This is a genomic window from Mycolicibacterium doricum (assembly GCF_010728155.1).
In the GTDB taxonomy this organism is placed as follows: Bacteria; Actinomycetota; Actinomycetes; order Mycobacteriales; family Mycobacteriaceae; genus Mycobacterium; species Mycobacterium doricum.
This window is the reverse complement of the sequence record NZ_AP022605.1, coordinates 2,772,742-2,798,482: the sequence shown is the minus strand read 5'-3', so window position 1 is coordinate 2,798,482 and position 25,741 is coordinate 2,772,742. Positions and strand designations below refer to the sequence as shown.

The window sequence follows — 25,741 nt, the reverse complement described above, 5'->3', positions numbered from 1 at the left end:
TTTGCGGACGTATAGGCCGTATTTGCTTAGCAGGCCGAACCACCGCCGGCAGCTGCGGAAATGCGCTAGCGACACACACTTGGGCGGGGAACGTTGCGCTGGCAAACACGCTCGGTGTTGTGAAGTATTGCTGAGCCGCAAAACACTACGGGGGATCGAGCGACAGCGAATCGGCAATACCGAGGCATGGGTCTTCGCCGTCGAGGCTTGTAACGAGGAATTCGAGATCCGGCGGACTGGACGTCATACGGGTTCCGGAAGCTGTGGCCGTCGGGGCACGACCAGGGCACGACCACCGGGCCTGGCCTCCGCACTGGACCGGCGATCCCGCTCGGCCTGCCCGAACGGCATTCGGCGGGTCAGATGGCGTAGCTCATGACCGAGCTGGCGACGCCGGGCCCACCTCTACGAACTGCTCCCGCAATCCCCGGAGATGCTCGACGAGCCTGGCGAATGAGGCGGACGTTCGCGACCGGCGTGCATCAGGTCGCGCCGCAGTACGACGGCCGTCACGTCGTCGCGGTCCAGATCCCCGTTCGCGCGCACACAGGGCGTCGACCAGCGCCTGTGGGCTGGTGCCATGCTGCGGCGCGCACTCGGCCACGGCATCCGACGGCTGCTCGACGGTGCCGCCCCACAGATCCATCACGCCGTTGCTGACGAGGAGAAGCGCGTCGCCGGGCTGGAGGGCTCCGTGTCGCTCGTCCCAGCCGCTGTCCAGCCCGATCGGCAGACCGTTGGAGGCCGCCCGCTCGACGTGATGTGAACCGGTCCGGACGACAAAGCACAGCCTGTGCCCGGCGTCGGCGAAGCGGAAGTCCCCGGTGACGAGGTCGACGAGCACGTAGGTCAGGGTGATGAACGCGCTGGTGCGCTGCAGGTCGTGGTCGACGACGCCGGCCACGCGGCTCATGGCGGCCGACGGACTGAGCTGCGGGTCGTTGGTCCGCAGCGCGGCCCTGGTCGCCACGGCTCGGACGGCGTGCGGCACCTCGACCCGAATGTCGTAGAAGTCCTCACCGACCTGCCTCGCCGGCACCGAAGCCGCACCCGAACTCCAGCCTGGTGTGGGCGGGAGCGTCCCCGGCAGGAGAGCGCGCCGCACTTCGGCGGCGCGTTCGAGTTCCTCCTGCTCCAGGCGGCGGACGAGCAGTCCGGAGATGATGGCCATCGCAGAGTGGTTGGCGCGCAATACCTTCCAGCCGGTGACGTGGCGGGTGGCGATCACCATCCCGGCGACTGACGTGTCGAAGATCCGGCGGAACAGTTCCTCGCTCTCGTTGAGCCGCCGCGCGGTGGCCCGCTCCTGGCCCACAGCGAGCGAGAGCGAGAGCGAGAGGAAGACGACCACCATCGAGAGCTCGAAGACCTGCAGGACGAGGTTGTCCATCTCCGGCGCCAGGAGGTTGAAGGCGAACGGTCCGGTGCCGTACGCGCTGCCGCTGAGGCGATGACGGCGATTGCCAGACCTGCGCGACTGTCTCCGCCCGCCCGGCGTGCCGCGGGCGATTGGGCAGGTCCATGAACAGCGGGACCAGCAGCAGCATCCCGGCAGCATGTTTCGGCGCCGACGTCACCAGCCGGATTCACGCCTCGGTGGAGTCGGCGAGCAGGTAGGTGGCTCCGGCGCCGACGAGGTCGTAGACCACCGCCGCGGAAGTGACGGCCACCAGTAACCGACCGAGGTCGCGCGGTGCAGACAGGCGCGGCAGGCGATCGTGCCGACCTCTGAGGATCAGCGACGGGCCACCACGCCGTCGAGGCCAGTGCCGTCGGCTGGGTCACCAGCGAGAGCCAGCCGACGACGAGAACGGCGAGTAGGCAGGCGACGACGAAGACGACGGCCGGCTTGTCGGAGTGAACCCGCTGATCTCCCGCCGCCCCCTTATCGGGATTCACTCGCTCACTTTTACATGCTGATGAATGCGACGCGGGCGACTGAGCCACTCGATCCGGGGGCCGCAGTCAGTTAGTCGCCGGAGACCGTACCAGCGGATCTCGTCTTTGGGTGCCCCCGGCAGGATTCGAACCTGCGGCCTTCTGCTCCGGAGGCAGACGCTCTATCCCCTGAGCTACGGGGGCGCGTTCAGATGTGCCGCGCCATTGGGCCTGCACAGCGTAACGCATCGGGAGCCGCGGAATGGATTCGGGCACTGACCACCGCAGACCATAGGATGGACCCCCGTGACACCCGCCGACCTCGCCGACTTGCTCAGCACCACCGCGACCGCTGTGTTGACCGAGCGCGGCCTGGACACCGCCGCACTGCCCGCGACCGTCACGGTGGAGCGTCCCCGCAATCCCGAGCACGGCGATTACGCCACCAACTTGGCGTTGCAGCTCGGTAAGAAGGTCGGCGCCAACCCCCGCGAGTTGGCGGGATGGCTGGCCGAGGCGCTGACCGCCGCCCCCGGCATCTCGTCCGCCGACGTGGCCGGTCCGGGTTTCGTCAATCTGCGCATCGAGGCCGCCGCCCAGAACGTGATCGTCGGTGAAATCATCACCGCCGCACAGCGCTACGGGCACTCCACCGCGCTGGCCGACCGCAACATCAACCTCGAGTTCGTCTCGGCCAACCCGACCGGCCCCATCCACATCGGCGGTACCCGGTGGGCCGCCGTCGGCGACGCGCTCGGCCGGCTGCTGGCCACCCAGGGCGCCGCGGTGGTGCGGGAGTACTACTTCAACGATCACGGCGCGCAGATCGACCGGTTCGTCAGCTCCTTGATCGCGGCGGCGAAGGGGAAACCCACCCCCGAGGACGGCTACGCAGGCAGCTACATCGGCGACATCGCCGCGCAGGTGCTGGCCAAGGATCCCGGTGCGCTGGAGCTGCCCGACGACCGGATGCGCGAGGCGTTCCGAGCAATCGGCGTTGACCTGATGTTCGACCACATCAAGACCTCGCTGCACGAGTTCGGCACGGACTTCGACGTCTTCACCCACGAAGACTCCATGCACACCAGCGGACGCGTCGAGGAGGCTATTGCCCGCCTGCGGGAGAACGGCGCGATTTACGAGAAGGACGGCGCCACCTGGCTGCGCACCACCGACTTCGGTGACGACAAGGACCGCGTCGTCATCAAGAGCGACGGCGCCCCCGCCTACATCGCCGGTGACCTCGCCTACTTCCTGGACAAGCGGCAGCGCGGTTTCGACCTGTGCATCTACATGCTCGGAGCGGATCACCACGGCTACATCGCCCGGCTCAAGGCGGCCGCAGCGGCGCTCGGTGACGATCCGGACACCGTCGAGGTGCTGATCGGCCAGATGGTCAACCTGGTCCGCGACGGCCAACCGGTGCGGATGAGCAAGCGCGCGGGAACGGTGATCACCCTTGACGACCTGGTCGAGGCGATCGGTGTCGACGCCGCCCGCTACGCGCTGATCCGCTCGTCGGTGGACACCCCGATCGACATCGACCTTGCGCTGTGGTCCTCGGCGTCCAACGAAAACCCGGTCTACTACGTGCAGTACGCCCACGCACGGCTCTCGGCGCTGGCCCGCAACGCGGCCGACCTCGGCGTCGTGGTGCGTACCGACCACCTCGACCTGCTCACCCACGACAAGGAGGGCACCCTGATCCGCAACCTGGGCGAGTTCCCGCGGGTGCTGGAGTCGGCGGCCGCGCTGCGCGAACCACACCGGGTGTGCCGCTACCTCGAGGACCTCGCCGGTGACTACCACCGGTTCTACGACTCCTGCCGTGTGCTGCCGCAGGGTGACGAAGAGCCGTCCGACCTGCACTCGGCCCGCCTGGCGCTGTGCCAGGCGACCCGCCAGGTGGTCGCCAACGGTCTGGCGATTCTCGGCGTGAGCGCTCCGGAGCGGATGTGAACGCCCACCCCGCCGGCCCCCGGCATGCCGAAGAGGTCCACCACGGCGGCGCGCCGCCGCGTCCGGCCGGCCCCGACGAGGTCCTGCGAATCGCCCCGAACGTCTGGCCGCGCAACGCGGTTCGCGGCGCTGACGGCGTGGTGTCGATCGCCGGAGTGTCGATCACCGACATCGCCGCTCAGTTCGGCACGCCGGTCTTCGTCGTCGACGAGGACGACTTTCGCTCCCGGTGCCGGGAGATCTCCGATGCGTTCGGTGGCGGCGAGTACGTGCGTTACGCCGCAAAGGCGTTCCTGTGCACCGAGGTGGCGCGCTGGATCGACGAGGAGGGGTTGGCGCTCGACGTCGCCAGCGGCGGAGAACTCGCCGTCGCCCTGCATGCCGGCTTTCCGGCCGAGCGCATCGCGTTGCACGGCAACAACAAGTCTCTCGACGAACTGACCCTCGCGGTGAAATCCGGTGTCGGTCACGTGGTGGTCGACTCGATGATCGAGATCGAGCGCCTCGACGAGATCGCCGCCGGGGCCGGGGTGGTCCAGGACGTCCTGGTGCGAGTGACCGTCGGTGTGGAAGCCCACACGCACGAGTTCATCTCGACCGCGCACGAGGATCAGAAGTTCGGACTGTCGCTGACCAGCGGTGCCGCGATGGCGGCCGTGCGCCGGGTGTTCGAGACCGACCACCTGCGGCTGGTCGGTCTGCACAGCCACATCGGCTCGCAGATCTTCGACGTCGCGGGATTCGAGATCGCCGCGCACCGGGTGATCGGCCTGCTGCGTGACGTCGTCGCCGAGTTCGGCGTGGACAAGACCGCACAGATGTCCACCGTCGACCTCGGTGGTGGGCTCGGTATCTCCTATCTGCCGCAGGACGATCCGCCACCGGTCGCCGACCTCGCGGCCAAGCTGGGCGCCATCGTGGGCGCGGAGTCCGCCGCCGTCGGCCTGCCCACCCCGAAGCTGGTGGTCGAGCCTGGCCGGGCCATCGCCGGACCGGGCACGATCACGCTCTACCAGGTCGGCACCGTCAAAGACGTCGCCGTCGCGTCCGACCGGTACCGGCGCTACGTCAGCGTCGACGGCGGGATGAGTGACAACATCCGCACCTCGCTGTACGGCGCCGAGTACGACGTCCGGTTGATCTCCCGGGTCAGCGACGCCGACCCCGCGCTGAGCCGGGTGGTCGGCAAGCACTGCGAGAGCGGTGACATCGTCGTGCGCGACGCCTGGATCTCCGGCGACGTGTCTCCGGGTGATCTGCTCGGGGTCGCCGCGACCGGCGCCTACTGCTATTCGATGTCGAGCCGTTACAACCTGATCGGCCGCCCCGCGGTGGTGGCGGTGCGCGACGGGCACGCGCGCCTGATCCTGCGCCGCGAGACGGTCGACGATCTGTTGAGTCTGGAAGTGAGTGGTCAATGAACAGTGACAAATCCGTAGGCGACAAACCGGTCGGCGTAGCCGTCCTCGGCCTCGGCAATGTGGGCAGCGAAGTGGTCCGCATCATCGAGCACAGCGCGACCGACCTCGCCGCGCGTGTCGGCGCCCCCCTCCTGCTACGCGGGGTCGGTGTGCGCCGGGTGGCCGACGACCGGGGTGTGCCAGCCGAGCTGCTCACCGACAACATCGAGGAACTGGTCTCACGTGAGGACGTCGACATCGTCGTCGAGGTGATGGGACCGGTCGAACCGGCGCGCAAGGCGATCCTCTCCGCGCTCGAACAGGGCAAGTCGGTGGTGACCGCCAACAAGGCGCTGATGGCGCAGTCGACGGGTGAGCTGGCCCAAGCCGCCGAGGCCGCCCGCGTCGACCTGTACTTCGAGGCCGCCGTGGCCGGTGCCATCCCGGTGATCCGGCCGCTGACCCAGTCGCTGGCCGGTGACAGCGTGCTGAGGGTCGCCGGCATCGTCAACGGCACGACCAATTACATCCTGTCCGCGATGAACGACACCGGCGCCGACTACGACAGCGCACTGGCCGACGCAAGCGCGCTCGGATACGCCGAGGCCGATCCGACCGCCGACGTGGAGGGCTACGACGCCGCGGCCAAGGCGGCCATTCTGGCGTCCATCGCGTTCCACACCCGGGTGACGGCCGACGACGTCTACCGCGAGGGCATCACGCGGGTCACCGCCGAAGACTTCGAATCCGCCCACGCGCTCGGCTGCACGATCAAGCTGCTAGCGATCTGTGAGCGGCTGGTCACCGATGGTCAGCAGCGCGTCTCGGCGCGGGTCTATCCGGCGCTGGTTCCGCTCGACCATCCGCTGGCATCGGTCAACGGCGCCTTCAACGCCGTGGTGGTCGAGGCGGAGGCGGCCGGCCGGCTGATGTTCTACGGCCAGGGCGCCGGTGGCGCGCCGACCGCCTCGGCGGTCATGGGCGACCTCGTGATGGCCGCGCGCAACCGGGTCCAGGGCGGCCGCGGGCCGCGAGAGTCGAAGTACGCCAAGCTGCCGGTGTCGCCTATCGGGCTCATCCCCACGAGGTACTACGTCAACATGAACGTCGCCGATCGTCCGGGTGTGTTGTCTTCGGTTGCGGCCGAATTCGGCAAGCGTGAGGTCAGCATCGCCGAGGTACGCCAGGAGGGTGTCGTCGACGAGGGCGGACAGCCCTGCGGAGCCCGCATCGTCGTTGTCACGCACCGCGCGACCGACGCGGCGCTGTCCGAAACCGTCTCGGCGCTAGCCGAACTCGACGTCGTGCAGAGCGTCAACAGCGTGCTGCGCATGGAAGGAACGAGCCAATGAGCACGCCCGTGAACGCAGTGCACCGGCCGTGGCCCGGCCTGATCGAGGCCTACCGCGATCGGCTTCCCATCGGTGCTCACTGGACGCCGGTCACCCTGCTCGAGGGCGGGACACCGCTGGTGCATGCCAAGCGGTTGAGCGAATTGACTGGGTGCACAGTGCATCTCAAAGTCGAGGGGCTCAACCCGACCGGTTCGTTCAAAGACCGCGGGATGACGGTCGCCGTGACCGAGTCGGCGGCCAGCGGGAAGCAGGCCGTGCTGTGTGCGTCGACGGGCAACACCTCGGCGTCGGCGGCCGCGTACGCGGCCCGCGCGGGCCTCACCTGTGCGGTGCTGATCCCGCAGGGCAAGATCGCGATGGGCAAGCTGGCCCAGGCGGTCATGCACGGCGCCAAGATCATCCAGATCGACGGCAACTTCGACGACTGCCTCGAACTCGCGCGCAAGCTCACCGCCGACTTCCCGACCGTCGCACTGGTCAACTCGGTCAACCCGTTCCGCATCGAGGGCCAGAAGACCGCCGCCTTCGAGATCGTCGACGTCCTGGGCACCGCACCGGACGTGCACGCCCTGCCGGTCGGCAACGCGGGAAACATCACGGCGTACTGGAAGGGCTACAGCGAGTACCACCGTGACGGCGTGTCTGACAGGCTGCCCCGCATGCTGGGCATCCAGGCGGCAGGGGCCGCGCCGCTGGTGACCGGCGAGCCGGTGAAGAACCCGGAGACCGTCGCCACCGCGATCCGCATCGGCGCACCGGCGTCGTGGGCGTCGGCGGTGGAGGCCCAGCAGCAGTCGGGCGGCCGGTTCCTGGCCGCCACCGACGAGGAAATCCTGGCGGCGTACCACCTGGTGGCGCGCACCGAAGGCGTCTTCGTCGAACCGGCATCGGCGGCGAGCGTCGCCGGGCTGCTGAAGTCGATCGAAGACGGCTGGGTGGCCAAGGGCTCGACCGTGGTGTGCACGGTCACCGGCAACGGACTCAAGGACCCCGACACCGCGCTCAGGGGTATGCCGGCGGTCACGCCCCTGGCGGTCGACCCGGTGGCGGTCGCCGCCGAACTGGATCTGGTCTGACAGGACGTGTCGGTGACGCAGACTCTTCCCGCCGGGCTGACGGCGACGTCCACGGTGGCGGCGTCGAGTGCCAACCTCGGCCCCGGTTTCGACAGCCTCGGCTTGGCGCTCAGCCTCTACGACGAGATCGTCGTTGAGACAGTCGAATCGGGGCTGACCGTCACGGTCGAGGGGGAGGGCGCCGGCCAGGTTGCCCTGGACTCCTCGCACCTGGTGGTGCGGGCGATCGAAGCCGGTCTGCGGGCGGCCGGGTGCGTCGCGCCCGGGCTGGTGGTGCGGTGCCGCAATGCCATCCCGCACTCCCGTGGGCTGGGGTCGTCGGCGGCGGCCGTCGTCGGCGGCCTCGCTGCCGCAAATTCTCTTGTCTGCCAAGCTGACTGGGCACCGGTCACGGTGGAGCAGTTGATCCAGCTGTCGTCGACGTTCGAAGGCCACCCGGACAACGCCGCAGCCGCCGTGCTGGGCGGGGCCGTCGTCACCTGGACCGACGGCGTGGGCGCGCAGGCCCGCTACGCGGCCGCGCGGTTGCGGGTACATCCCGACATCCACCTGTTCCCGGCCATCCCGCAACAGCGGTCCTCGACTGCCGAGACCCGGATGCTGCTCCCGGCGACCGTCAGCCACACCGACGCGCGATTCAACCTCAGCCGCGCGGCGCTGCTGGTGGTGGCGCTGACCGAACGTCCCGACCTGCTGATGGCCGCCACCGAGGACGTCCTGCATCAACCCCAGCGCGCGGCGGCGATGCCCGCGTCGGCGGAATTGATGCGGGTCCTGCGCGGTTGTGGTGTAGCGGCGGTGCTGTCCGGCGCAGGGCCGGCAGTGATCGCACTCGGCACCGAGCCCGAACTGCCCGCCGAGGCAGTCGAGTTCGGCGCCGCGAACGGGTTCACCATCGCCGAGATGGCCGTGGGGGACGGTGTGCGCTGGTCAACCGGCGTCGCCGCCCACAGCTGAGGGCGGACACACCTCCCGCGAGTTGCGGAGGTTTCTTGCGTCCAGCACGTAAGCGGGCTATTCTCGCTTTCGTCCAGCAATTGCAGCGTCTCTGCCTGCGCCGACACTAGGTCGACCCTCATCTTTCCCGTGTTTCACTCGTGGACCGACGGTTCGCCCCACGGCGGCGGATCCCGGCGATCATCGTTGCACAGGCGACGGTGGAACCTTCGCGTTCGGCGGATCGGCTGAACGTCAAGGACATTTTGAGCCCTCGCTCATACGAAATCAGCGAGGGAAAGAAAGGAAATCCGTGACCGATACGGACCTCTTCACGGCCGACAGCGCTGAGCGAACAGAGTTGCCGAACATCGTGAACACTGAAACTTCTACAGCGTCGGCGAGCCCGGCCGTCACCACGACGACCGCGGAGACCGCCCCTACCGCCGACGTCGCTTCGGGTGACCGCGCCACGTCGCTGACCTCGATGGTTCTGCCGGAACTGCGCGCCCTGGCGCGGCAGATCGGCGTCGAAGGTGCCTCGGGCATGCGCAAGAGCGAACTGATCGCCGCAATTCGCGAGCGCCGCGGCGAAGGTAACGGTTCGAAGGGCGACAACACCGCCACCGCCGCCGCAGCCGAGCAGACGCCGCCGCGCCGCGAGCGTCGTGGCGCGTCCCGCCAGGCCGGCGCCGCCGAAGCCAGCGCCACCGAGCAGCCCACTGCCGAGCAGCCCGCCGCCGAGCAGGTCGTCGCGGAGCAGAAGACCGAACGCCCCAAGAACGGCCGGACCAGGGCCGAGCAGCCCGCGGAGCAGTCCGACGGCGAGCAGCCCAAGGCTGCGCAGCGCCGGTCGGATCGCCCGAGGGGCGATCAGTCCGACACCAGGTCCGAAGACCGGTCCGACACCGACCAGCATCAGGGCCAGGGCAACCGGAACAACGGCAACAGCAGCAACAGCAGCAACAGCAGCAACAGCAGCAACAGCGGCAACAACGCCGACGGGGACGACGACGGCGACGGCCGCGGCGGCCGGCGCGGACGCCGGTTCCGCGACCGCAGGCGTCGCGGCGAACGTGGCAGCGAGAGCGGCGGCGGTGGCGATCGCGACACCGAGATCCGCGAGGACGACGTCGTCCAGCCCGTCGCGGGCATCCTCGACGTCCTCGACAACTACGCGTTCGTCCGCACGTCGGGCTATCTACCCGGGCCGAACGACGTCTACGTGTCGATGAACATGGTGCGCAAGAACGGATTGCGCCGCGGCGATGCCGTGACCGGTGCAGTCAGGGTGCCCAAGGAAGGCGAAGGCGGCGGCCAGAATTCGCGTCAGAAGTTCAATCCGCTGGTGCGCCTCGACAGCGTCAACGGCGGGCCGGTCGAAGACGCCAGGAAGCGTCCGGAATTTGGCAAGCTGACCCCGCTGTACCCCAACCAGCGGCTGCGCCTGGAAACCTCTCCGGACAAGCTGACCACCCGTGTGATCGATCTGATCATGCCGATCGGCAAGGGGCAGCGGGCGCTGATCGTGTCGCCGCCCAAGGCGGGTAAGACCACGATCATGCAGGACATCGCGAACGCGATCACCCGCAACAACCCGGAATGCCATCTGATGGTGGTGCTCGTCGACGAGCGTCCGGAAGAGGTCACCGACATGACACGTTCGGTCAAGGGTGAGGTCATCGCCTCCACCTTCGACCGGCCGCCGTCCGACCACACCACGGTCGCCGAGCTGGCCATCGAGCGCGCCAAGCGCCTGGTGGAGCAGGGCAAGGACGTCGTGGTGCTGCTCGACTCGATCACCCGTCTCGGCCGTGCGTACAACAACGCGTCGCCTGCGTCGGGCCGAATCTTGTCCGGTGGTGTCGACTCGACCGCGCTGTACCCGCCGAAGCGTTTCCTCGGCGCCGCGCGCAACATCGAGGAGGGCGGTTCACTGACCATCGTCGCCACCGCGATGGTGGAGACCGGGTCGACCGGTGACACGGTGATCTTCGAGGAGTTCAAGGGCACCGGCAACGCCGAGCTGAAGCTGGATCGCAAGATCGCCGAGCGTCGGGTGTTCCCGGCCGTCGACGTGAACCCCTCGGGCACCCGCAAGGACGAGCTGCTGCTCGGCCCGGACGAGTTCGCGATCGTGCATAAGCTGCGCCGGGTGCTGTCCGGTCTCGACAGCCATCAGGCCATCGACCTGCTGATGAGCCAGCTGCGCAAGACCAAGACGAATTACGAGTTCCTGGTGCAGGTCTCCAAGACCGCGCCTGGGTTGGCGGACCACGACTGATTTGATTTCCGGGAAGGCTCCTGGTCAGCGCCTCGATCCACGACAGCGTGCTGGCCCTGTCCGGCCGGAATAGCCCCGTCCTCCCGCGTGTTTAGGCTGTTGGCGGTCGACCTGGCATAATTGACCGCTAGTCATACCCTCGGTTCCGGTTCACGCCCATCTCAGCGCAGGTCATGAGCGGGCGACCCGGCGGCCATGATCGAAGAGGACACCAATGAAGACGGGTATTCACCCTGACTACGTCGAGACCACGGTCCAGTGCGGCTGTGGCAACTCGTTCACCACACGCAGCACCAAGAAGACCGGAAGCATCGTCGTCGAGGTTTGCTCGCAGTGCCACCCGTTCTACACCGGCAAGCAGAAGATCCTCGACAGTGGCGGCCGTGTCGCACGCTTCGAGAAGCGCTACGGCAAGCGCAACAAGTAGCCACCACTCCGACGCCCGCTCTGTCGCCACGCGCACAGGCCGGGCGTCGGTTTGCGTTCGCGGAAGTCTTCGGGAAGGAGGTCGCGATGAACGCTCCTACCACAGCGGTCGACGCGTTGCTTGCCGAGCACGCCGACCTTGAGCGTCAGCTGGCCGACCCCGCGCTGCACGCCGACGCGGGCAACGCCCGCAAGGCCGGTCGGCGCTTCGCGCAGTTGTCGCCGATCGTCACCACCTACCGCAAGCTCGAAGCCGCCCGCGGTGACCTCGAAGCGGCCCGCGAGCTGGCCGGCGACGACGAGTCCTTCGCCGCCGAGGTGCCCGAACTCGAGGCCACGGTCGACCGACTGGAAACCCAGCTGTCCGATCTGCTGGCCCCGCGCGATCCGCACGACGCCGACGACATCGTGCTCGAGGTGAAGTCGGGCGAGGGCGGTGAGGAGTCGGCCCTGTTCGCCGCCGACCTCGCGCGAATGTACATCCGTTACGCCGAGCGGCACGGATGGTCGGTCACGTTCCTCGACGAGACCACCTCCGACCTCGGCGGCTACAAGGACGCCACGCTGTCGATCCGGAGCAAGGGCGACTCTGCCGACGGGGTGTGGGCGCGGCTGAAATTCGAAGGCGGCGTCCACCGCGTGCAACGGGTACCGGTCACCGAATCGCAGGGCCGGGTGCACACGTCCGCCGCCGGCGTGCTCGTCTACCCCGAACCCGAAGAGGTCGAGCAGGTTCAGATCGACGAGTCCGATCTGCGCATCGACGTCTACCGGTCCTCGGGAAAGGGCGGCCAGGGCGTGAACACCACCGACTCGGCCGTACGCATCACCCACCTGCCCACCGGTATCGTCGTGACCTGCCAAAACGAACGCTCACAGCTGCAGAACAAGGCGCGCGCCATGCAGGTGCTGGCGGCACGTCTGCAGTCCCTGGCGGAGGAGCAGGCGCAGGCCGACGCGTCGGCCGACCGCGCCAGCCAGATCCGCACCGTCGACCGCAGCGAGCGGATCCGCACGTACAACTTCCCGGAGAACCGGATCGCCGACCATCGCATCAACTTCAAGTCGCACAACCTCGACCAGGTGCTCGACGGCGATCTCGACCCGCTGTTCGACGCGTTGGCGGCCGCCGACAAACAGGCGCGACTGCAGAGCTCATGACCCAGGCGACGGCGTCATCGCTGCGCCAGGTCATCGGCGAGGCCACGGCAGTGCTGGCCGCCGCCGGCGTGACGTCGGCCAGGGTGGACGCCGAACTGCTGGCCGCCCACGCGGCGGGCACCGAACGGGGGCGATTGATGTTCACCGACCTCCCGGCGGATTTTCACCCCCGCTTCCGTGACCTCGTCGCTTCGCGCGCGAAGCGCATCCCGGTGCAGCACCTCACCGGCACCGCGGCGTTCGGGCCGGTGCAGGTCAGCGTCGGACCCGGGGTGTTCATTCCACGGCCGGAAACCGAGGCGTTGTTCGAATGGGTTGAGCGCCAGGATCTTCCGGACGAGCCGCTGATCGTCGACCTGTGCACCGGCTCGGGGGCGCTCGCGCTCGCGATCGCCACCGCCCGCCCGCAGGCGCGGGTGCTCGCCGTGGAGAACTCCGCCGAGGCACTCGACTACGCCCGCCGCAACCTCGCCGACACCGGCGTCGAACTGCTCGACGCCGACGTCACCGATGCCGGCCTTCGCCGTGATCTCGACGGTGTGGTGGACGTCGTCGTCGCCAACCCGCCCTACCTCCCGGACGGGGCCGGGCTCGATCCCGAGGTCGCCGAACATGACCCGGCGCAGGCGCTGTTCGGCGGACCGGACGGCATGGTGGTGATCGACGCGATCGTCGCGCTCGCGCGCCGCTGGCTGCGGCCCGGCGGTCGCTGCGCGGTCGAACACGACGACACCACATCGGCGCTCACGGCAGCGGCCTTTCGCCGCAGCGGCGCATTCGACGCCGCTGCATTCGACGCCGCTGCATTCGACGAGGTAACCGCCCACACTGATCTGACCGGCCGGCCACGCTTCGTCACCGCCCGGCGTCAACCGGCCACCACGGAGGGGTGATGACAGAACTGTTCGACTGCGCCGACCCCGAGAACCGGGCGACCGGTATCGCGGCCGCCGTCAGCGCCCTCAAAGAAGGCGGGCTGGTCGTGCTGCCCACCGACACGGTCTACGGCATCGGCGCCGACGCGTTCAACAACGAAGCGGTCGCCGCACTGCTGGCCGCCAAGGGCCGTGGCCGGGACATGCCGGTGCCCGTGCTGGTCGGCTCGTGGCACACCATCGAAGGCCTCGTGTACACCGTGCCGCACACCGCACGGGAACTGATCCGTGCGTTCTGGCCGGGAGCCCTGAGCCTGGTAGTCCGGCAGGCGCCCTCACTGCCCTGGGATCTCGGCGACGCGCACGGCACGGTGATGCTGCGGATGCCGCTGCATCCGGTGGCGATCGAATTGCTGCGGGAGGTCGGCCCGATGGCCGTGTCGAGCGCCAACATCTCCGGCCGTCCCGCCGCGGTGTCGGCGGCCGACGCCCGCGAGCAGCTCGGCGACCTGGTCGACGTCTACCTCGACGGCGGCCCGTCCGAGCAGCAGGCGGCTTCGACGATCGTCGACCTCAGCGGTGTCCACCCGCGTGTCCTGCGCACCGGACCCGTCACTGCCGAGGCCGTCGCCGAGGTCCTCGGGGTCAACACCGAAAGCCTGCTCACGCAGTGAACGAGTACCTTGCGATCTCCGATCGCGGCGCGGGCGTGCCGCTGCGCGAGCTTGTCCTCGTCGGTCTGACCGCCGCGATCATCACCTACTTGGCCACCGGGTGGGTTCGTGTCCTCGCGACCCGGTTGGGGGCGGTAGCGTACCCGCGCGAGCGCGACGTTCACGTGCAGCCCACCCCCCGGATGGGCGGGCTGGCGATGTACGTCGGCGTCGCCGCGGCGGTGCTGCTGGCCTCCCAGCTGCCCGCACTCACCCGCGGATTCGTCTACTCCACCGGGATGCCCGCGGTCGTGGTCGCCGGCGGACTCATCATGGCGATCGGGCTGATCGACGACCGGTGGGGACTCGACGCGCTGACCAAATTCGCCGGCCAGCTCACCGCGGCCAGCGTGATGGTCACCATGGGCGTGGCGTGGAGCGTGCTGTACATCCCGATCGGCGGCGTCGGCACCATCGTGCTCGACCAGGTCGCGTCGATCCTGCTGACACTGGCGCTCACGGTGGCGATCGTCAACGCGATGAACTTCGTCGACGGACTCGACGGTCTGGCGGCCGGGCTGGGATTGATCACCGCGCTGGCCATCTGCCTCTTCTCGGTCGGCCTGCTGCGCGATCACGGCGGTGACGTGCTGTTCTACCCACCAGCAGTGATTTCGGTGGTGCTCGCGGGGGCCTGTCTGGGTTTCCTGCCGCACAACTTCCACAAGGCGAAGATCTTCATGGGGGATTCAGGGTCGATGCTGATCGGCCTCATGCTGGCCGCGGCGTCGACGACGGCGGCAGGTCCGATCTCGCAGACCGCTTACGGCGCTCGCGACGTGTTCGCCCTGTTGTCGCCGTTCCTGCTGGTCGTCGCCGTCATGTTCGTCCCGGCCCTGGACATGCTGCTGGCGATCATCCGGCGCACCCGGGCAGGGCTCAGTCCGTTCAGCCCCGACAAGATGCATCTGCACCACCGGCTCCTCGAGATCGGGCACTCCCACCGCCGGGTGGTGTTGGTGATCTACATGTGGGTCGGCATCGTCGCGTTCGGCGCCGCGAGCACCATTTTCTTCGACCCCCGGCACACCGGAATGGTCATGCTGGGCGCGACGGCGGTCGCCATCGTGGTGACGCTCGTTCCGTTGCTGCGGCGACGGGAAGTTGCAGCCGAGAGGGTGTACGACGAAAAGTAGTAGACCCCGGTTTAGGGCCGCCTACTATGTGGTAACGTGCTGCTAGACACCGGCCAGGACCAGATTCAGCCTCGCGGGTTGCCGGCCACGGACCGTCGGATTCGCACCGATTCGGACCGTTTCAGACCGACAAAGGGAGCACCCTTGGGCGATTCCAGCGAGCCCGTAGCCCTCCGATACGCTCGACAGAATATTCACAGGTTCCAGAACGGGTGCTCCTACGAACCGCGGATTGAGGTGAAGCAGTGACGACGCCAGCGCAGGACGCGCCGTTGGTGTTGCCGGCAGTTGCGTTCCGGCCTGTCCGTCTGCTCGTCATCTGCGTCGCGTTGGCCGCGGTCGCGGCGGTTGCCGCCGCGCTGTTCGGCGTCCCGACGGTGGGGCTGTTCTTCGGGATCGGCCTCGGGCTCGGTCTGACCAACGCTGTGATGATCCAGCGTTCGGTCGAGTCGATCACCGCCAAAGACCACCCTCTCAAACGCAACATGGCCATGAATTCGGCCACCCGTCTGCTGATCATGACCGTGATCGGCCTGACCATCGCCTACGTCTTCAAGCCGCAGGGCCTCGGCGTGGTGTTCGGCATGGCGCTGTTCCAGGTGATCCTGGTGGCGTCCACCGCCCTGCCGGTGGTCAAGAAACTCAAAGCCCAAGCCGCTGACGGACTCGAAGGAGAGACCCCACAGCAATGACGCAGACGTTCCTCGCCGCAGAGAGCGGTATTCAGGTCGGCCACCACACGGAGGCCAACTGGTTCGGGCTGACGGTCAACACCGACACGATCCTGTCCACGGCGATCGCCGCCGCGATCGTCCTGGGCCTGGCGTTCTTCCTGCGTGCCAAGGTGACCTCCACCGGGGTGCCCAGCGGTGTCCAGCTGTTCTGGGAGACGCTGACGGTGCAGATGCGTGACCAGATCGAGAGTGCGATCGGCATGCGGGTGGCTGGCTTCGTGCTGCCGCTGGCCGTCGCGCTCTTCGTCTTCATTCTGGTCGCGAACTGGCTATCGGTGCTGCCGGTGCAGTACTCCGACGAGACCGGCATCCACGAGCTGCTCAAGCCGGCGGCCTCCGACATCAACTTCGTTTTGGCGCTGGCATTGTTCGTGTTCATCGCCTACCACGCCGCCGGGTTCTGGCGCCGCGGCGTGCTCGGTCACCCCAAGGCCGTGCTCAAGGGCCACGTCGCGGTCCTCGCCCCCATCAACCTCGTCGAGGAGATCGCCAAGCCGATCTCGCTGTCGCTCCGGCTTTTCGGCAACATCTTCGCCGGCGGCATCCTGGTCGCTCTTATCGCGCTGTTTCCGCCGTGGATCATGTGGGCGCCCAACGCGATCTGGAAGAGCTTCGACCTGTTCGTGGGCGCCATCCAGGCGTTCATCTTCGCGCTGTTGACGATCCTGTACTTCAGCCAGTCCATGGAGCTGGAAGAGCACGACCCGACGCCCTGACAGACCACTCGAAAACAACGCTCGACCCACGTCCTGGTAGGCGACTACCAGATCTCAAGGAGGATATGGAATGGACCCCACAATCGCTGCTGGCGCACTCATCGGCGGTGGACTCATCATGGCCGGTGGCGCGATCGGTGCCGGCATCGGTGACGGTATCGCCGGTAACGCGCTGATCGCCGGTATCGCCCGCCAGCCCGAGGCGCAGGGTCGCCTGTTCACGCCGTTCTTCATCACGGTCGGTCTGGTGGAGGCCGCCTACTTCATCAACCTGGCGTTCATGGCGCTGTTCGTCTTCGCGACGCCGGTTGCTTAGTCGGTTTGGAATCTTCAGTCATGGGTGACCTGAGTACGACCATCGTGGCCGCGGAAGAGGGCGGCGGCGGGAACTTCCTCATCCCCAACGGCACCTTCTTCTTCGTGCTGCTCATCTTCCTCATCGTGCTGGGCGTCATCGCCAAATGGGTGGTGCCCCCGATCAGCAAGGTGCTGCAAGAGCGCGAAGCAATGGTCACCAAGACGGCGGAGGACAATCGCAAGGCGGCCGAACTCTTCGCCGCCGCACAGGCCGACTCCCAGCAGGTGATGTCCAAGGCGCGTCGTGAGGCCTCGGGCATCCGGGACGAGGCCCGCGGCGAGGGACGAAAGATCCTGGAAGACATGCGTTCGCGCGCCAGCGCGGAAGCGGCGTCCACCCTGCAGAAGACCAACGAAGAGCTGTCCCGTCAGGGCCAGCAGACCGCGGCCGAACTGCAGTCTTCGATCGAGACGCTGTCGGCCACGCTCGCCGGACGCGTTCTCGGCGTCGATCTCTCCAGCGCCGCCGCGACGAGCCGGGGACGGTAGCCCATGTCGACATTCATCGGTCAGCTCGTCGGGTTCGCGGTCATCGTGTTCCTGCTGTGGCGTTACGTGGTGCCGCCGGTGCGGCGGATGATGACCGCGCAGCAGGACACCGTGCGTCGTCAGCTCGAAGAGAGCTCGACGGCGGCGAACAAGGTAGCCCGGGCGGACCAGCAGCACGCCAAGGCTGTCGAAGAGGCCAAGGCGGACGCCAAGCGGGTGGTCGAAGAGGCCCGAGCCGACGCCGAGAAGATCGTCGAGCAGATGCGGGCCCAGGCCGACGCCGAAGTGGAGCGCATCAAGGTCCAGGGGCAGGCGCAGGTGCAGCTCCTGCGCCAGCAACTGATCCGCGAACTCCGATCGCACCTCGGCAGCGAATCGGTGGCCCGAGCCCGAGAACTGGTCCGCGACCACGTCTCCGACGACGACAACCGGTCGGCGACCGTCGACCGGTTCCTCGACGAACTCGACGCGATGGCGCCCTCTGACGTCGCCTTCGACGACGCGGCCGGTTCCCGGCTGCGCTCGACGAGCCGGGAGTCCCTCCGGGTGCTGGTCTCGCGGTTCGACGAACTGACCGCGAATGTCGACGCCGACGGTCTGACGTCGCTCGGTGACGATCTCGCGGCGGTGGCCAAGCTGCTCAAGACCGAGCAGGTGCTCGGCAAGCACTTCGCCGAACCCACGGAGGACGGGGAGGCTAAGGCGAACCTCGCGGAGGCCGTGCTGTCGGGCAAGATCTCCGACACCGCGCTGGAAGTCGTCAAAGCCGCTGTCGCACAACGGTGGTCAGACGAAACCGACCTGGACTACGCCGTCCGGCACACGGCTCGGCTGGCGCTGTTGGTTCGGGCTGAGCGCAACGACGAGACCAGCGAGGTCGAGGACCAGCTGTTCCGGTTCAGCCGGATCCTGGACTCCGAGTCACGGCTGAGCGCCCTGCTCAGCGACTACACCATGCCCGTCGAGGGCCGGATCGCGCTGCTGGACCGGCTGCTCGAGAACCAGGCTGGCCTTACCACGAGAGCGCTGCTGGCGCAGACGGTCGAGCTGCTGCGCGGTGACCGCGCCGACGAGGCGGTGCGCGAATTGGCCGAGCTGGCGGTGTCGCGCCACGGCGAGGTCGTCGCGCATGTCAGCGCCGCCGCAGAGCTCGGCGATGCCCAGCGCACCCGGCTCGCCGAGGTGCTCGGCCGGATCTACGGTCGGCCGGCATCCCTGCAGCTGCACGTCGATCCCGAGATGCTCGGCGGCCTCACCATCGCCGTGGGCGACGAGGTGATCGACGGGTCATTGGCATCGCGGCTGGCTTCGGCTGAGAACCAACTGCCCGACTAACTCGAACCCACCAGACTCAAACACAAAGGCAGGAAGACAAACCCATGGCAGAGTTGACTATCTCGGCTGCTGACATCCAAGGGGCGATCGAGGACTACGTCGCCAACTTCGCCAGCGACACCGAGCGGGAAGAGATCGGCACCGTCATCGACGCCGGTGACGGTATCGCCCACGTCGAGGGCCTGCCCTCGGTGATGACACAGGAGCTCCTCGAGTTCCCCGGCGGTGTCCTGGGTGTCGCACTCAACCTCGACGAGCACAGCATCGGCGCGGTCATCCTCGGTGACTTCGAGAAGATCGAAGAGGGCCAGCAAGTCAAGCGCACCGGTGAGGTGCTGTCCGTCCCCGTGGGTGACGGCTTCCTCGGTCGCGTGGTCAACCCGCTCGGCCAGCCCATCGACGGCCGTGGCGAGATCGCAACCACCGAGCGTCGCGCACTCGAGCTGCAGGCGCCTTCGGTGGTGCAGCGCCAGGGTGTGAGCGAGCCGTTGCAGACCGGCATCAAGGCGATCGATTCGCAGACGCCGATCGGGCGTGGCCAGCGCCAGCTGATCATCGGTGACCGCAAGACCGGCAAGACGGCGGTCTGCGTGGACACCATTCTCAACCAGCGGCAGAACTGGGAGACCGGCGATCCCGACCAGCAGGTGCGCTGCGTCTACGTCGCGATCGGTCAGAAGGGCACCACGATCGCCAGCGTGCGCCGCACCCTCGAAGAGGGCGGCGCAATGGACTACACCACCATCGTCGCGGCGCCGGCGTCCGATTCCGCCGGCTTCAAATGGCTTGCCCCGTACACCGGTTCGGCCATTGCCCAGCACTGGATGTACGGCGGCAAGCACGTCCTGATCGTTTTCGACGACCTCACCAAGCACGCCGAGGCCTACCGCGCGATCTCGCTGCTGCTGCGCCGCCCGCCGGGCCGCGAAGCGTTCCCGGGCGACGTGTTCTACCTGCACTCGCGCCTGCTCGAGCGTTGCGCGAAGTTGTCCGACGAGCTCGGTGGCGGCTCGATGACCGGTCTGCCGCTGATCGAGACGAAGGCCAACGATATCTCCGCTTATATCCCGACCAACGTCATCTCGATCACCGACGGTCAGTGCTTCCTGGAGACCGACCTGTTCAACCAGGGTGTGCGGCCGGCCATCAACGTCGGTGTGTCGGTGTCCCGCGTCGGTGGCGCCGCGCAGATCAAGGCGATGAAAGAGGTTGCGGGAAGTCTCCGCTTGGACCTGTCACAGTATCGCGAGCTCGAGTCGTTCGCGGCGTTCGCCTCGGACCTGGATCCCACGTCCAAGGCCCAGCTGGATCGTGGCGCGCGTCTGGTCGAGCTGCTCAAGCAGCCGCAGAACAGCCCGATGCCGGTCGAGGAGCAGGTCGTCGCGATCTTCCTCGGCACCAGAGGCCACCTGGACACGGTGCCCGTGGAGGACGTGCAGCGATTCGAGCAGGAACTGCTCGAGCACGTGCGGTCCTCCAAGGCGGAGATCCTCCGCGAGATCCGAGAGAGCAAGAAGCTCACCGAGGAGCTCGAGAACACGTTGACCGACGTGGTCAACGAGTTCAAGAAGGGCTTCGAGACCACCTCCGGTGAATCCGTGGTGCCCGACGAGAACGTCGAGGCGATGTCCGACGCGGATCTCGAGAAGGAATCGGTGAAGGTCCGCAAACCCGCGCCGAAGAAGAAGTAAGGCGCGCATAACCGATGGCTGCCACACTGCGCGAACTGCGCGGCCGCATCCGCTCAGCAGGGTCGATCAAGAAGATCACCAAGGCCCAGGAGATGATCGCGACCTCACGCATCGCCAAGGCGCAGGCCCGAGTCGAGGCGGCTCGGCCCTACGACCGCGAGATCACCAACATGCTGACCGAACTGGCCAGCGCCAGCGCCTTGGACCACCCGCTGCTCGTCCAGCGCGAGAATCCGCGGAGGGCCGGAGTGCTGGTCGTGTCCTCGGACCGGGGATTGGCCGGTGCGTACAACGCCAACGTATTCCGCCGGTCCGAAGAGCTGTTCGCGTTGCTGCGTGAAGAGGGCAAAGAGCCCGTCCTGTACACGGTCGGCCGTAAGGCACTGTCTTACTACAGCTTCCGCAACTGGGACGTGACCGAATCGTGGACCGGCTTCTCCGAGCGGCCCGAGTACGAGCACGCGCAGGAGATCGGCGGGACTCTGGTCGCGGCGTTCATGGCGGGCGCCGACGACGAGGGCGACGACGCCGGCGCGGACGGCATCCTGGGCCTCGACGAACTCCACATCGTGTTCACCGAGTTCCGGTCGATGCTCTCGCAGTCCGCGATCGCCCGGCGAATCGCGCCGATGGTCGTGGAGTACAGCGAGGAGGACGAGAACACCCCGCACACGCTGTTCTCTTTCGAACCGAGCGCCGAGACACTGTTCGACGCTCTGTTGCCGCGATACGTGTCGACGCGGATCTTCGCGGCGATGCTCGAGGCGGCGGCATCGGAGTCGGCTTCGCGTCGGCGCGCCATGAAGTCGGCGTCTGACAACGCCGACGACTTGATCAAGGACCTGACGCTGATGGCCAACCGCGAACGGCAGTCCCAGATCACCCAGGAAATCAGCGAGATCGTCGGTGGCGCCAACGCGCTCGCGGACGCCGCCAAGAAGTAACCCAGCGACACAGCTAGGAAGCGAAGAAGACAATGACTGCTGCCACCGAGCAAAGAGAAACAGAAACCGGCTCCGACAACGTCGGCCGCGTCGTGCGGGTCACCGGCCCCGTCGTCGACGTCGAGTTCCCGCGCGGGTCCGTCCCGGAGTTGTTCAACGCCCTGCACGCGGAGATCGACTACAAGGACCTCGCCAAGACGCTGACCCTCGAGGTCGCCCAGCACCTGGGCGAGAGCCTGGTGCGGTGCGTCTCGATGCAACCCACCGACGGTTTGGTCCGCGGCGTGGACGTCACGGACACCGGCGCGTCGATCTCGGTGCCCGTCGGCGAAGGGGTCAAGGGTCACGTGTTCAACGCCCTGGGCGCCTGCCTCGACGACCCGGGCTACGGCAAGGACTTCGAGAAGTGGTCCATCCACCGCAAGCCGCCGGCCTTCGCCGAGCTCGAGCCGCGCACCGAGATGCTCGAGACCGGCCTCAAGGTCGTCGACCTGCTCACCCCGTACGTTCGCGGTGGGAAGATCGCCCTGTTCGGCGGCGCCGGTGTGGGTAAGACGGTGCTCATCCAGGAGATGATCAACCGCATCGCCCGCAACTTCGGCGGCACCTCGGTGTTCGCCGGCGTCGGGGAGCGCACCCGTGAGGGCAACGACCTCTGGGTCGAGCTCGCCGACGCGAACGTTCTCAAGGACACCGCGCTGGTCTTCGGACAGATGGACGAGCCGCCCGGTACCCGTATGCGCGTGGCCCTGTCGGCGCTGACGATGGCGGAGTACTTCCGCGACGAGAAGCAGCAGGACGTGCTGCTGTTCATCGACAACATCTTCCGGTTCACTCAGGCCGGCTCGGAGGTGTCCACGCTGCTCGGCCGTATGCCGTCGGCCGTGGGTTACCAGCCGACCCTGGCTGACGAGATGGGTGAGCTCCAGGAGCGCATCACCTCGACGCGCGGTCGCTCCATCACCTCGATGCAGGCCGTGTACGTGCCCGCCGACGACTACACCGACCCGGCGCCCGCCACGACGTTCGCGCACCTCGACGCGACGACGGAGCTTAGCCGTTCGGTCTTCTCGAAGGGCATCTTCCCGGCGGTGGATCCGCTGGCCTCCAGCTCGACGATCCTCGACCCCTCGGTCGTCGGTGACGAGCACTACCGCGTGGCCCAGGAAGTCATCCGCATCCTGCAGCGCTACAAGGACCTCCAGGACATCATCGCGATCCTCGGTATCGACGAGCTCGCGGAGGAGGACAAGCAGCTCGTCCAGCGCGCACGGCGCATCGAGCGCTTCCTGAGCCAGAACATGATGGCCGCCGAGCAGTTCACCGGTCAGCCGGGTTCGACGGTGCCGCTCAAGGAGACCATCGAGGCGTTCGACAAGCTGTCCAAGGGCGACTTCGACCACCTTCCCGAGCAGGCGTTCTTCCTCATCGGCGGTCTCGAGGATCTGCAGCGCAAGGCCGAGAGCCTCGGCGTGAAAATGGAAGACGGCGGCGACGGCGCCCCGCTCGGCAGCGACCACAACAAGAGCGACCCGAACGGTGGCGACAAGGGCGACGACGCAGACAAGGACGCCTAACGATGGCCGACCTCGACGTAGACATCGTCGCCGTCGAGCGGGAGATCTGGTCGGGTAAGGCGACGTTCGTCTTCACCCGCACCACCTCCGGCGAGATCGGCGTCCTGCCGCGGCACATCCCGCTGGTCGCTCAGCTCGTCGACGACGCGATGGTCCGCGTCGAGCGCGCGGGTGAGGAAGACCTGCGGGTGGCGGTCGGCGGCGGCTTCATGTCGGTGACCGAGTCCGGCGTGATCATCCTCGCCGAGACCGCCGAGCTGGAGTCGGAGATCAACGTCGACGAGGCGCGGCGTGACTCCGAGTCCGACGACCCGACCACGGCCGCACGGGGTCGCGCGCGGCTGCGCGCGCTGGGCCAGATCGACTGACGGCACCGATGGGCGCGTCCATGTGGAGCATGGTCGCGGTCATCGGCGTGCTCCTCCTGGTCGTCGTCGCGCTGTCGTACCGGCTGTGGAAACTGCGTCAGGTCGGTGGCACGGCTGCGATCCTGCGTGACGTCCCGGCCGTCGGCGGTCACGGCTGGCGGCACGGGGTGATGCGGTACCGCGGAGGCGAAGCCGGCTTCTACCGGTTGTCCAGCCTGCGGTGGTGGCCCGATCGCCGGCTGAGCCGGCGGGGCCTGGAGATCGTGTCCCGTCGCAGCCCGCGCGGCGACGAATTCGACATAATGACCCACGAGATAGTCGTGCTCGAGCTACGCGACACCAGCCCCGAACGTCGGCGCGGCTACGAGATCGCGCTGGACCGGGGAGCACTGACCGCGTTCCTGTCCTGGCTCGAGTCGCGGCCGTCGCCGCGTGCCCGCCGCCGCAGCTTCTAGCCCGAAGTTACGGCGTTGAGGGCGGCGTTTTCGGGTTTTGACCTGGTGGTTTGTCGTTTTGGGGTGGTTTTTTCTGTCGACGTCAGGTCAGTGTGAGTGGGACGGCGGCGCCCAGGAGGTCGAATGCGCGCCGTTGGGTGTCGGTGGGTGCGGTCAGGGTGGGCACGATGGGGCCATTGTCGCCGTAGCGCAGGTCGTTTCGGGTCAGAGTGCCCAGGTGTGTGAGCAGGGCCTGGTAGCTGCGGGCTGGTAGTGCGGTGTCGGTGGTGGTTTTGCGGGCGGCTTTGGTGGCGGCGGCGGCCGAGCGCCGGGCGGGGGCGACGGGGTCCTGGCGTGCGGGTGGATGCTCGTCGGTGAAGGTCAACGGGGCCAACGCTTTACGCATGTGCCAGGTCAGGTAGGCGGCCAGCATGCAGATCAGGACGTGGGCTTTGACGCGGTCATCGAGGCGGTGGTGGATGGGGCGCAGGTCCAGGTCGATGGCTTTGAGGCTGCGGAAGTCGCGTTCCACCTGGGCGAGGTTCTTGTAGGCCCCGATCACCGCGTCGGTGCTGAATTCAGTGGGTGTGGCGGTGGTACGCAGGACGTAGATGCCGTCGAGGGCGGCTTCGGCGTCGATGCGGTCGGTGTCGCGGCTGATGGTCAGTGTGGTGTCGGTGATGTTGAGATGAAAGTGCTTGGCCATCTTGAACTTTCCCAGGATTTTGCCGACTTTCACCCCGATCGGCCCGGCGCCGGCGACCCGGCCCGCGCTGACTGCGGCGATGATCGGTGCCAGGGCGGCCTCGGTGGCGGCGAGCAGTTCACCGCGTTTACGCGCCCGTTCGGCGGCCAGCAGCGGGTTGCGACACGCGACGAGACGTTCGCCGGGGTAGTCGGGATGGGTGATCTCGGCGAAGTTCTGCTCATCGAACAGCGTCATTTGCAGCGGTCCGTCATCGGCGGCCAACGTAGCGATCTGCGGGGCGCGTAGCGCGGTCAGCCAGCCGATCCCGCCGAGGTCCTTCAAGGCGACGATGCGGGCGGAGGTGATCATCCCGCGATCCCCGACCATCAGCATGTTCTGCAACCCGAAGGTGTCGCGGACCGCGGTCACCGCGTGGGTGAACGCGGTCGGGTCGGCGGTGTTGCCGGAAACACCCGGATCGCGACGGGACGCCCGTCGGGATCGGTGAGCAGCCCGTACTCGATCTGCTCGCAGCCTTCTTCGCGTCGCGGGAGTAACCGCGGGCAGCCAGGTCGCAGTGCCGTCCGGTCACCCACGAGGAGGACAGGTCGAACATCGCGATCCGGGACGGATTGACCGCCGGGCCCAGATGGCGTGCCGCGAGCTTCTTCTCGATGGCCTCTTGGCGGGTCAGCAGCCAGTCCATCGCCGCGTACACCTCGTCGGTGGACACCGAGGCGAGGTCCAGATCGGTGGCCAGGGTGGTGTCGGCCCACCAGGAGATGGTCGCCAACTTCGACGCCGGGGCCACCGTGCGGGCCAGAATCAACGCCATCGCGACCTGACGGTGCCGGCACGTCGGGCCCAGCAGCCCGGGCAGGCCCAATGCCTTGGCGGTGACCGACGCCGCGGCCAGATGTCCGTGCGGTAGAGCGCGGGTCACGGTGCACACCGCGGCGGGATCGACCAGGCTCTTGCCGGCCAGGATCGCCCTGATCGCGGCGATCGCCTCCGGTGGCAGCACCGAGAGGTTGGCCAGCGTCTCGTTGCGCACCCGTCCGTCCTCGCGGAAGGACCGTCGCAGCAATTGTGACTCGTAGACCCGTTCGACACCATCTTTCCCGGTGTACTTACGACGTTGTGTAGCGATGTGAACTGCGCCAGTCCCCTTGGGCATGAACAGATTCTACGCCACATCCATCAGGCAGT

Annotated in this window: 22 protein-coding genes, 1 tRNA gene and 1 pseudogene; 21 read left to right on the top strand and 3 right to left on the bottom strand. The window is 67.7% G+C overall.

Annotated elements, in window-relative coordinates:
• Positions 1-373 precede the first annotated feature (373 nt).
• Both G6N07_RS13600 and G6N07_RS13595 read right to left on the bottom strand, forming a co-directional pair.
• Complete coding sequence (locus G6N07_RS13600; protein WP_235849583.1) at positions 374-1,390, bottom strand: PP2C family protein-serine/threonine phosphatase; 1,017 nt, start codon at positions 1,388-1,390, stop codon at positions 374-376.
• Between the two features lie 619 nt (positions 1,391-2,009).
• A tRNA-Arg gene (locus G6N07_RS13595) sits at positions 2,010-2,082 on the bottom strand.
• Positions 2,083-2,184: 102 nt separating this feature from the next.
• On the opposite strand from G6N07_RS13595, the gene argS reads away from it, so the two are divergent.
• The 21 genes from argS to G6N07_RS13490 all read left to right on the top strand — a co-directional run bounded on the left by argS (position 2,185) and on the right by G6N07_RS13490 (position 23,865).
• Complete coding sequence (argS, locus tag G6N07_RS13590) at positions 2,185-3,837, top strand: arginine--tRNA ligase (protein WP_085188625.1); 1,653 nt, start codon at positions 2,185-2,187, stop codon at positions 3,835-3,837.
• Entirely contained in the window at positions 3,834-5,258 is a 1,425-nt protein-coding gene (lysA, locus tag G6N07_RS13585; protein ID WP_085188627.1) for a diaminopimelate decarboxylase, read from the top strand. The genes argS and lysA overlap by 4 nt, the downstream gene beginning before the upstream one ends.
• Positions 5,255-6,589, top strand: coding sequence for a homoserine dehydrogenase (locus G6N07_RS13580; protein WP_085188629.1), 1,335 nt, complete (start codon positions 5,255-5,257; stop codon positions 6,587-6,589). Before lysA ends, G6N07_RS13580 begins: the two co-directional genes overlap by 4 nt.
• Complete coding sequence (gene thrC / locus G6N07_RS13575; protein WP_085188631.1) at positions 6,586-7,668, top strand: threonine synthase; 1,083 nt, start codon at positions 6,586-6,588, stop codon at positions 7,666-7,668. Before G6N07_RS13580 ends, thrC begins: the two co-directional genes overlap by 4 nt.
• Positions 7,669-7,680: 12 nt before the next feature.
• On the top strand, positions 7,681-8,625 hold the full coding sequence (thrB, locus tag G6N07_RS13570) for a homoserine kinase (protein ID WP_085188661.1): 945 nt from the start codon (positions 7,681-7,683) through the stop codon (positions 8,623-8,625).
• 292 nt (positions 8,626-8,917) lie between these two features.
• Positions 8,918-10,888, top strand: a complete 1,971-nt coding sequence (gene rho / locus G6N07_RS13565) for a transcription termination factor Rho (RefSeq protein ID WP_085188633.1) — start codon at positions 8,918-8,920, stop codon at positions 10,886-10,888.
• A gap of 214 nt (positions 10,889-11,102) precedes the next feature.
• Entirely contained in the window at positions 11,103-11,315 is a 213-nt protein-coding gene (rpmE, locus tag G6N07_RS13560) for a 50S ribosomal protein L31 (protein WP_085188635.1), read from the top strand.
• Between the two features lie 86 nt (positions 11,316-11,401).
• Positions 11,402-12,475: a peptide chain release factor 1 gene (gene prfA, locus G6N07_RS13555; protein WP_085188637.1), complete on the top strand. Its 1,074-nt coding sequence runs from the start codon at positions 11,402-11,404 to the stop codon at positions 12,473-12,475.
• On the top strand, positions 12,472-13,368 hold the full coding sequence (prmC, locus tag G6N07_RS13550; protein ID WP_085188639.1) for a peptide chain release factor N(5)-glutamine methyltransferase: 897 nt from the start codon (positions 12,472-12,474) through the stop codon (positions 13,366-13,368). The genes prfA and prmC overlap by 4 nt, the downstream gene beginning before the upstream one ends.
• Positions 13,368-14,024, top strand: a complete 657-nt coding sequence (locus tag G6N07_RS13545; RefSeq protein ID WP_085188640.1) for an L-threonylcarbamoyladenylate synthase — start codon at positions 13,368-13,370, stop codon at positions 14,022-14,024. The genes prmC and G6N07_RS13545 overlap by 1 nt, the downstream gene beginning before the upstream one ends.
• Positions 14,021-15,199, top strand: a complete 1,179-nt coding sequence (locus G6N07_RS13540) for a glycosyltransferase family 4 protein (protein WP_085188642.1) — start codon at positions 14,021-14,023, stop codon at positions 15,197-15,199. The genes G6N07_RS13545 and G6N07_RS13540 overlap by 4 nt, the downstream gene beginning before the upstream one ends.
• A gap of 245 nt (positions 15,200-15,444) precedes the next feature.
• The gene (locus G6N07_RS13535; RefSeq protein ID WP_085188644.1) at positions 15,445-15,891 is read left to right on the top strand and encodes an ATP synthase subunit I; all 447 of its coding nucleotides are present in this window, start codon (positions 15,445-15,447) and stop codon (positions 15,889-15,891) included.
• A complete protein-coding gene (gene atpB, locus G6N07_RS13530) occupies positions 15,888-16,649 on the top strand; it encodes a F0F1 ATP synthase subunit A (RefSeq protein ID WP_085188646.1) in 762 nt (253 codons plus the stop codon). The genes G6N07_RS13535 and atpB overlap by 4 nt, the downstream gene beginning before the upstream one ends.
• 70 nt (positions 16,650-16,719) lie before the next feature.
• The gene (locus G6N07_RS13525) at positions 16,720-16,965 is read left to right on the top strand and encodes a F0F1 ATP synthase subunit C (protein WP_011561261.1); all 246 of its coding nucleotides are present in this window, start codon (positions 16,720-16,722) and stop codon (positions 16,963-16,965) included.
• A gap of 20 nt (positions 16,966-16,985) precedes the next feature.
• The gene (locus G6N07_RS13520) at positions 16,986-17,495 is read left to right on the top strand and encodes a F0F1 ATP synthase subunit B (protein ID WP_085188648.1); all 510 of its coding nucleotides are present in this window, start codon (positions 16,986-16,988) and stop codon (positions 17,493-17,495) included.
• Positions 17,496-17,498: 3 nt separating this feature from the next.
• Positions 17,499-18,830, top strand: coding sequence for a F0F1 ATP synthase subunit B/delta (locus G6N07_RS13515; protein ID WP_085188650.1), 1,332 nt, complete (start codon positions 17,499-17,501; stop codon positions 18,828-18,830).
• Between the two features lie 44 nt (positions 18,831-18,874).
• On the top strand, positions 18,875-20,521 hold the full coding sequence (atpA, locus tag G6N07_RS13510) for a F0F1 ATP synthase subunit alpha (protein ID WP_085188652.1): 1,647 nt from the start codon (positions 18,875-18,877) through the stop codon (positions 20,519-20,521).
• Positions 20,522-20,535: 14 nt separating this feature from the next.
• The gene (locus tag G6N07_RS13505; RefSeq protein WP_085188654.1) at positions 20,536-21,465 is read left to right on the top strand and encodes a F0F1 ATP synthase subunit gamma; all 930 of its coding nucleotides are present in this window, start codon (positions 20,536-20,538) and stop codon (positions 21,463-21,465) included.
• A gap of 32 nt (positions 21,466-21,497) precedes the next feature.
• Positions 21,498-23,042 carry a F0F1 ATP synthase subunit beta gene (gene atpD / locus G6N07_RS13500; RefSeq protein WP_085188655.1) on the top strand — a complete coding sequence of 515 codons (1,545 nt, stop codon included), beginning with the start codon at positions 21,498-21,500 and terminating at the stop codon, positions 23,040-23,042.
• Positions 23,043-23,044: 2 nt separating this feature from the next.
• Positions 23,045-23,410: a F0F1 ATP synthase subunit epsilon gene (locus G6N07_RS13495; RefSeq protein ID WP_085188657.1), complete on the top strand. Its 366-nt coding sequence runs from the start codon at positions 23,045-23,047 to the stop codon at positions 23,408-23,410.
• Between the two features lie 8 nt (positions 23,411-23,418).
• A complete protein-coding gene (locus G6N07_RS13490; RefSeq protein ID WP_085188659.1) occupies positions 23,419-23,865 on the top strand; it encodes a DUF2550 domain-containing protein in 447 nt (148 codons plus the stop codon).
• 82 nt (positions 23,866-23,947) lie between these two features.
• On the opposite strand, the pseudogene G6N07_RS21195 reads toward G6N07_RS13490, so the two are convergent.
• Positions 23,948-25,709 (bottom strand): annotated as a pseudogene (locus G6N07_RS21195) (IS1634 family transposase).
• Positions 25,710-25,741: the final 32 nt, after the last annotated feature.

Bases quoted from the DNA above. Each gene is read 5' to 3' on its own strand.
- G6N07_RS13580 (WP_085188629.1), top strand. From the start codon at position 5,255: ATGAACAGTGACAAATCCGTAGGCGACAAACCGGTCGGCGTAGCCGTC.
- G6N07_RS13490 (WP_085188659.1), top strand. From the start codon at position 23,419: ATGGGCGCGTCCATGTGGAGCATGGTCGCGGTCATCGGCGTGCTCCTC.
- G6N07_RS13495 (WP_085188657.1), top strand. From the start codon at position 23,045: ATGGCCGACCTCGACGTAGACATCGTCGCCGTCGAGCGGGAGATCTGG.
- prmC (WP_085188639.1), top strand. From the start codon at position 12,472: ATGACCCAGGCGACGGCGTCATCGCTGCGCCAGGTCATCGGCGAGGCC.
- G6N07_RS13520 (WP_085188648.1), top strand. From the start codon at position 16,986: ATGGGTGACCTGAGTACGACCATCGTGGCCGCGGAAGAGGGCGGCGGC.
- G6N07_RS13515 (WP_085188650.1), top strand. From the start codon at position 17,499: ATGTCGACATTCATCGGTCAGCTCGTCGGGTTCGCGGTCATCGTGTTC.
- G6N07_RS13505 (WP_085188654.1), top strand. From the start codon at position 20,536: ATGGCTGCCACACTGCGCGAACTGCGCGGCCGCATCCGCTCAGCAGGG.
- thrC (WP_085188631.1), top strand. From the start codon at position 6,586: ATGAGCACGCCCGTGAACGCAGTGCACCGGCCGTGGCCCGGCCTGATC.
- rpmE (WP_085188635.1), top strand. From the start codon at position 11,103: ATGAAGACGGGTATTCACCCTGACTACGTCGAGACCACGGTCCAGTGC.
- G6N07_RS13600 (WP_235849583.1), bottom strand. From the start codon at position 1,390: ATGGACAACCTCGTCCTGCAGGTCTTCGAGCTCTCGATGGTGGTCGTC.
- atpD (WP_085188655.1), top strand. From the start codon at position 21,498: ATGACTGCTGCCACCGAGCAAAGAGAAACAGAAACCGGCTCCGACAAC.
- G6N07_RS13525 (WP_011561261.1), top strand. From the start codon at position 16,720: ATGGACCCCACAATCGCTGCTGGCGCACTCATCGGCGGTGGACTCATC.
- prfA (WP_085188637.1), top strand. From the start codon at position 11,402: ATGAACGCTCCTACCACAGCGGTCGACGCGTTGCTTGCCGAGCACGCC.
- atpA (WP_085188652.1), top strand. From the start codon at position 18,875: ATGGCAGAGTTGACTATCTCGGCTGCTGACATCCAAGGGGCGATCGAG.
- G6N07_RS13545 (WP_085188640.1), top strand. From the start codon at position 13,368: ATGACAGAACTGTTCGACTGCGCCGACCCCGAGAACCGGGCGACCGGT.
- atpB (WP_085188646.1), top strand. From the start codon at position 15,888: ATGACGCAGACGTTCCTCGCCGCAGAGAGCGGTATTCAGGTCGGCCAC.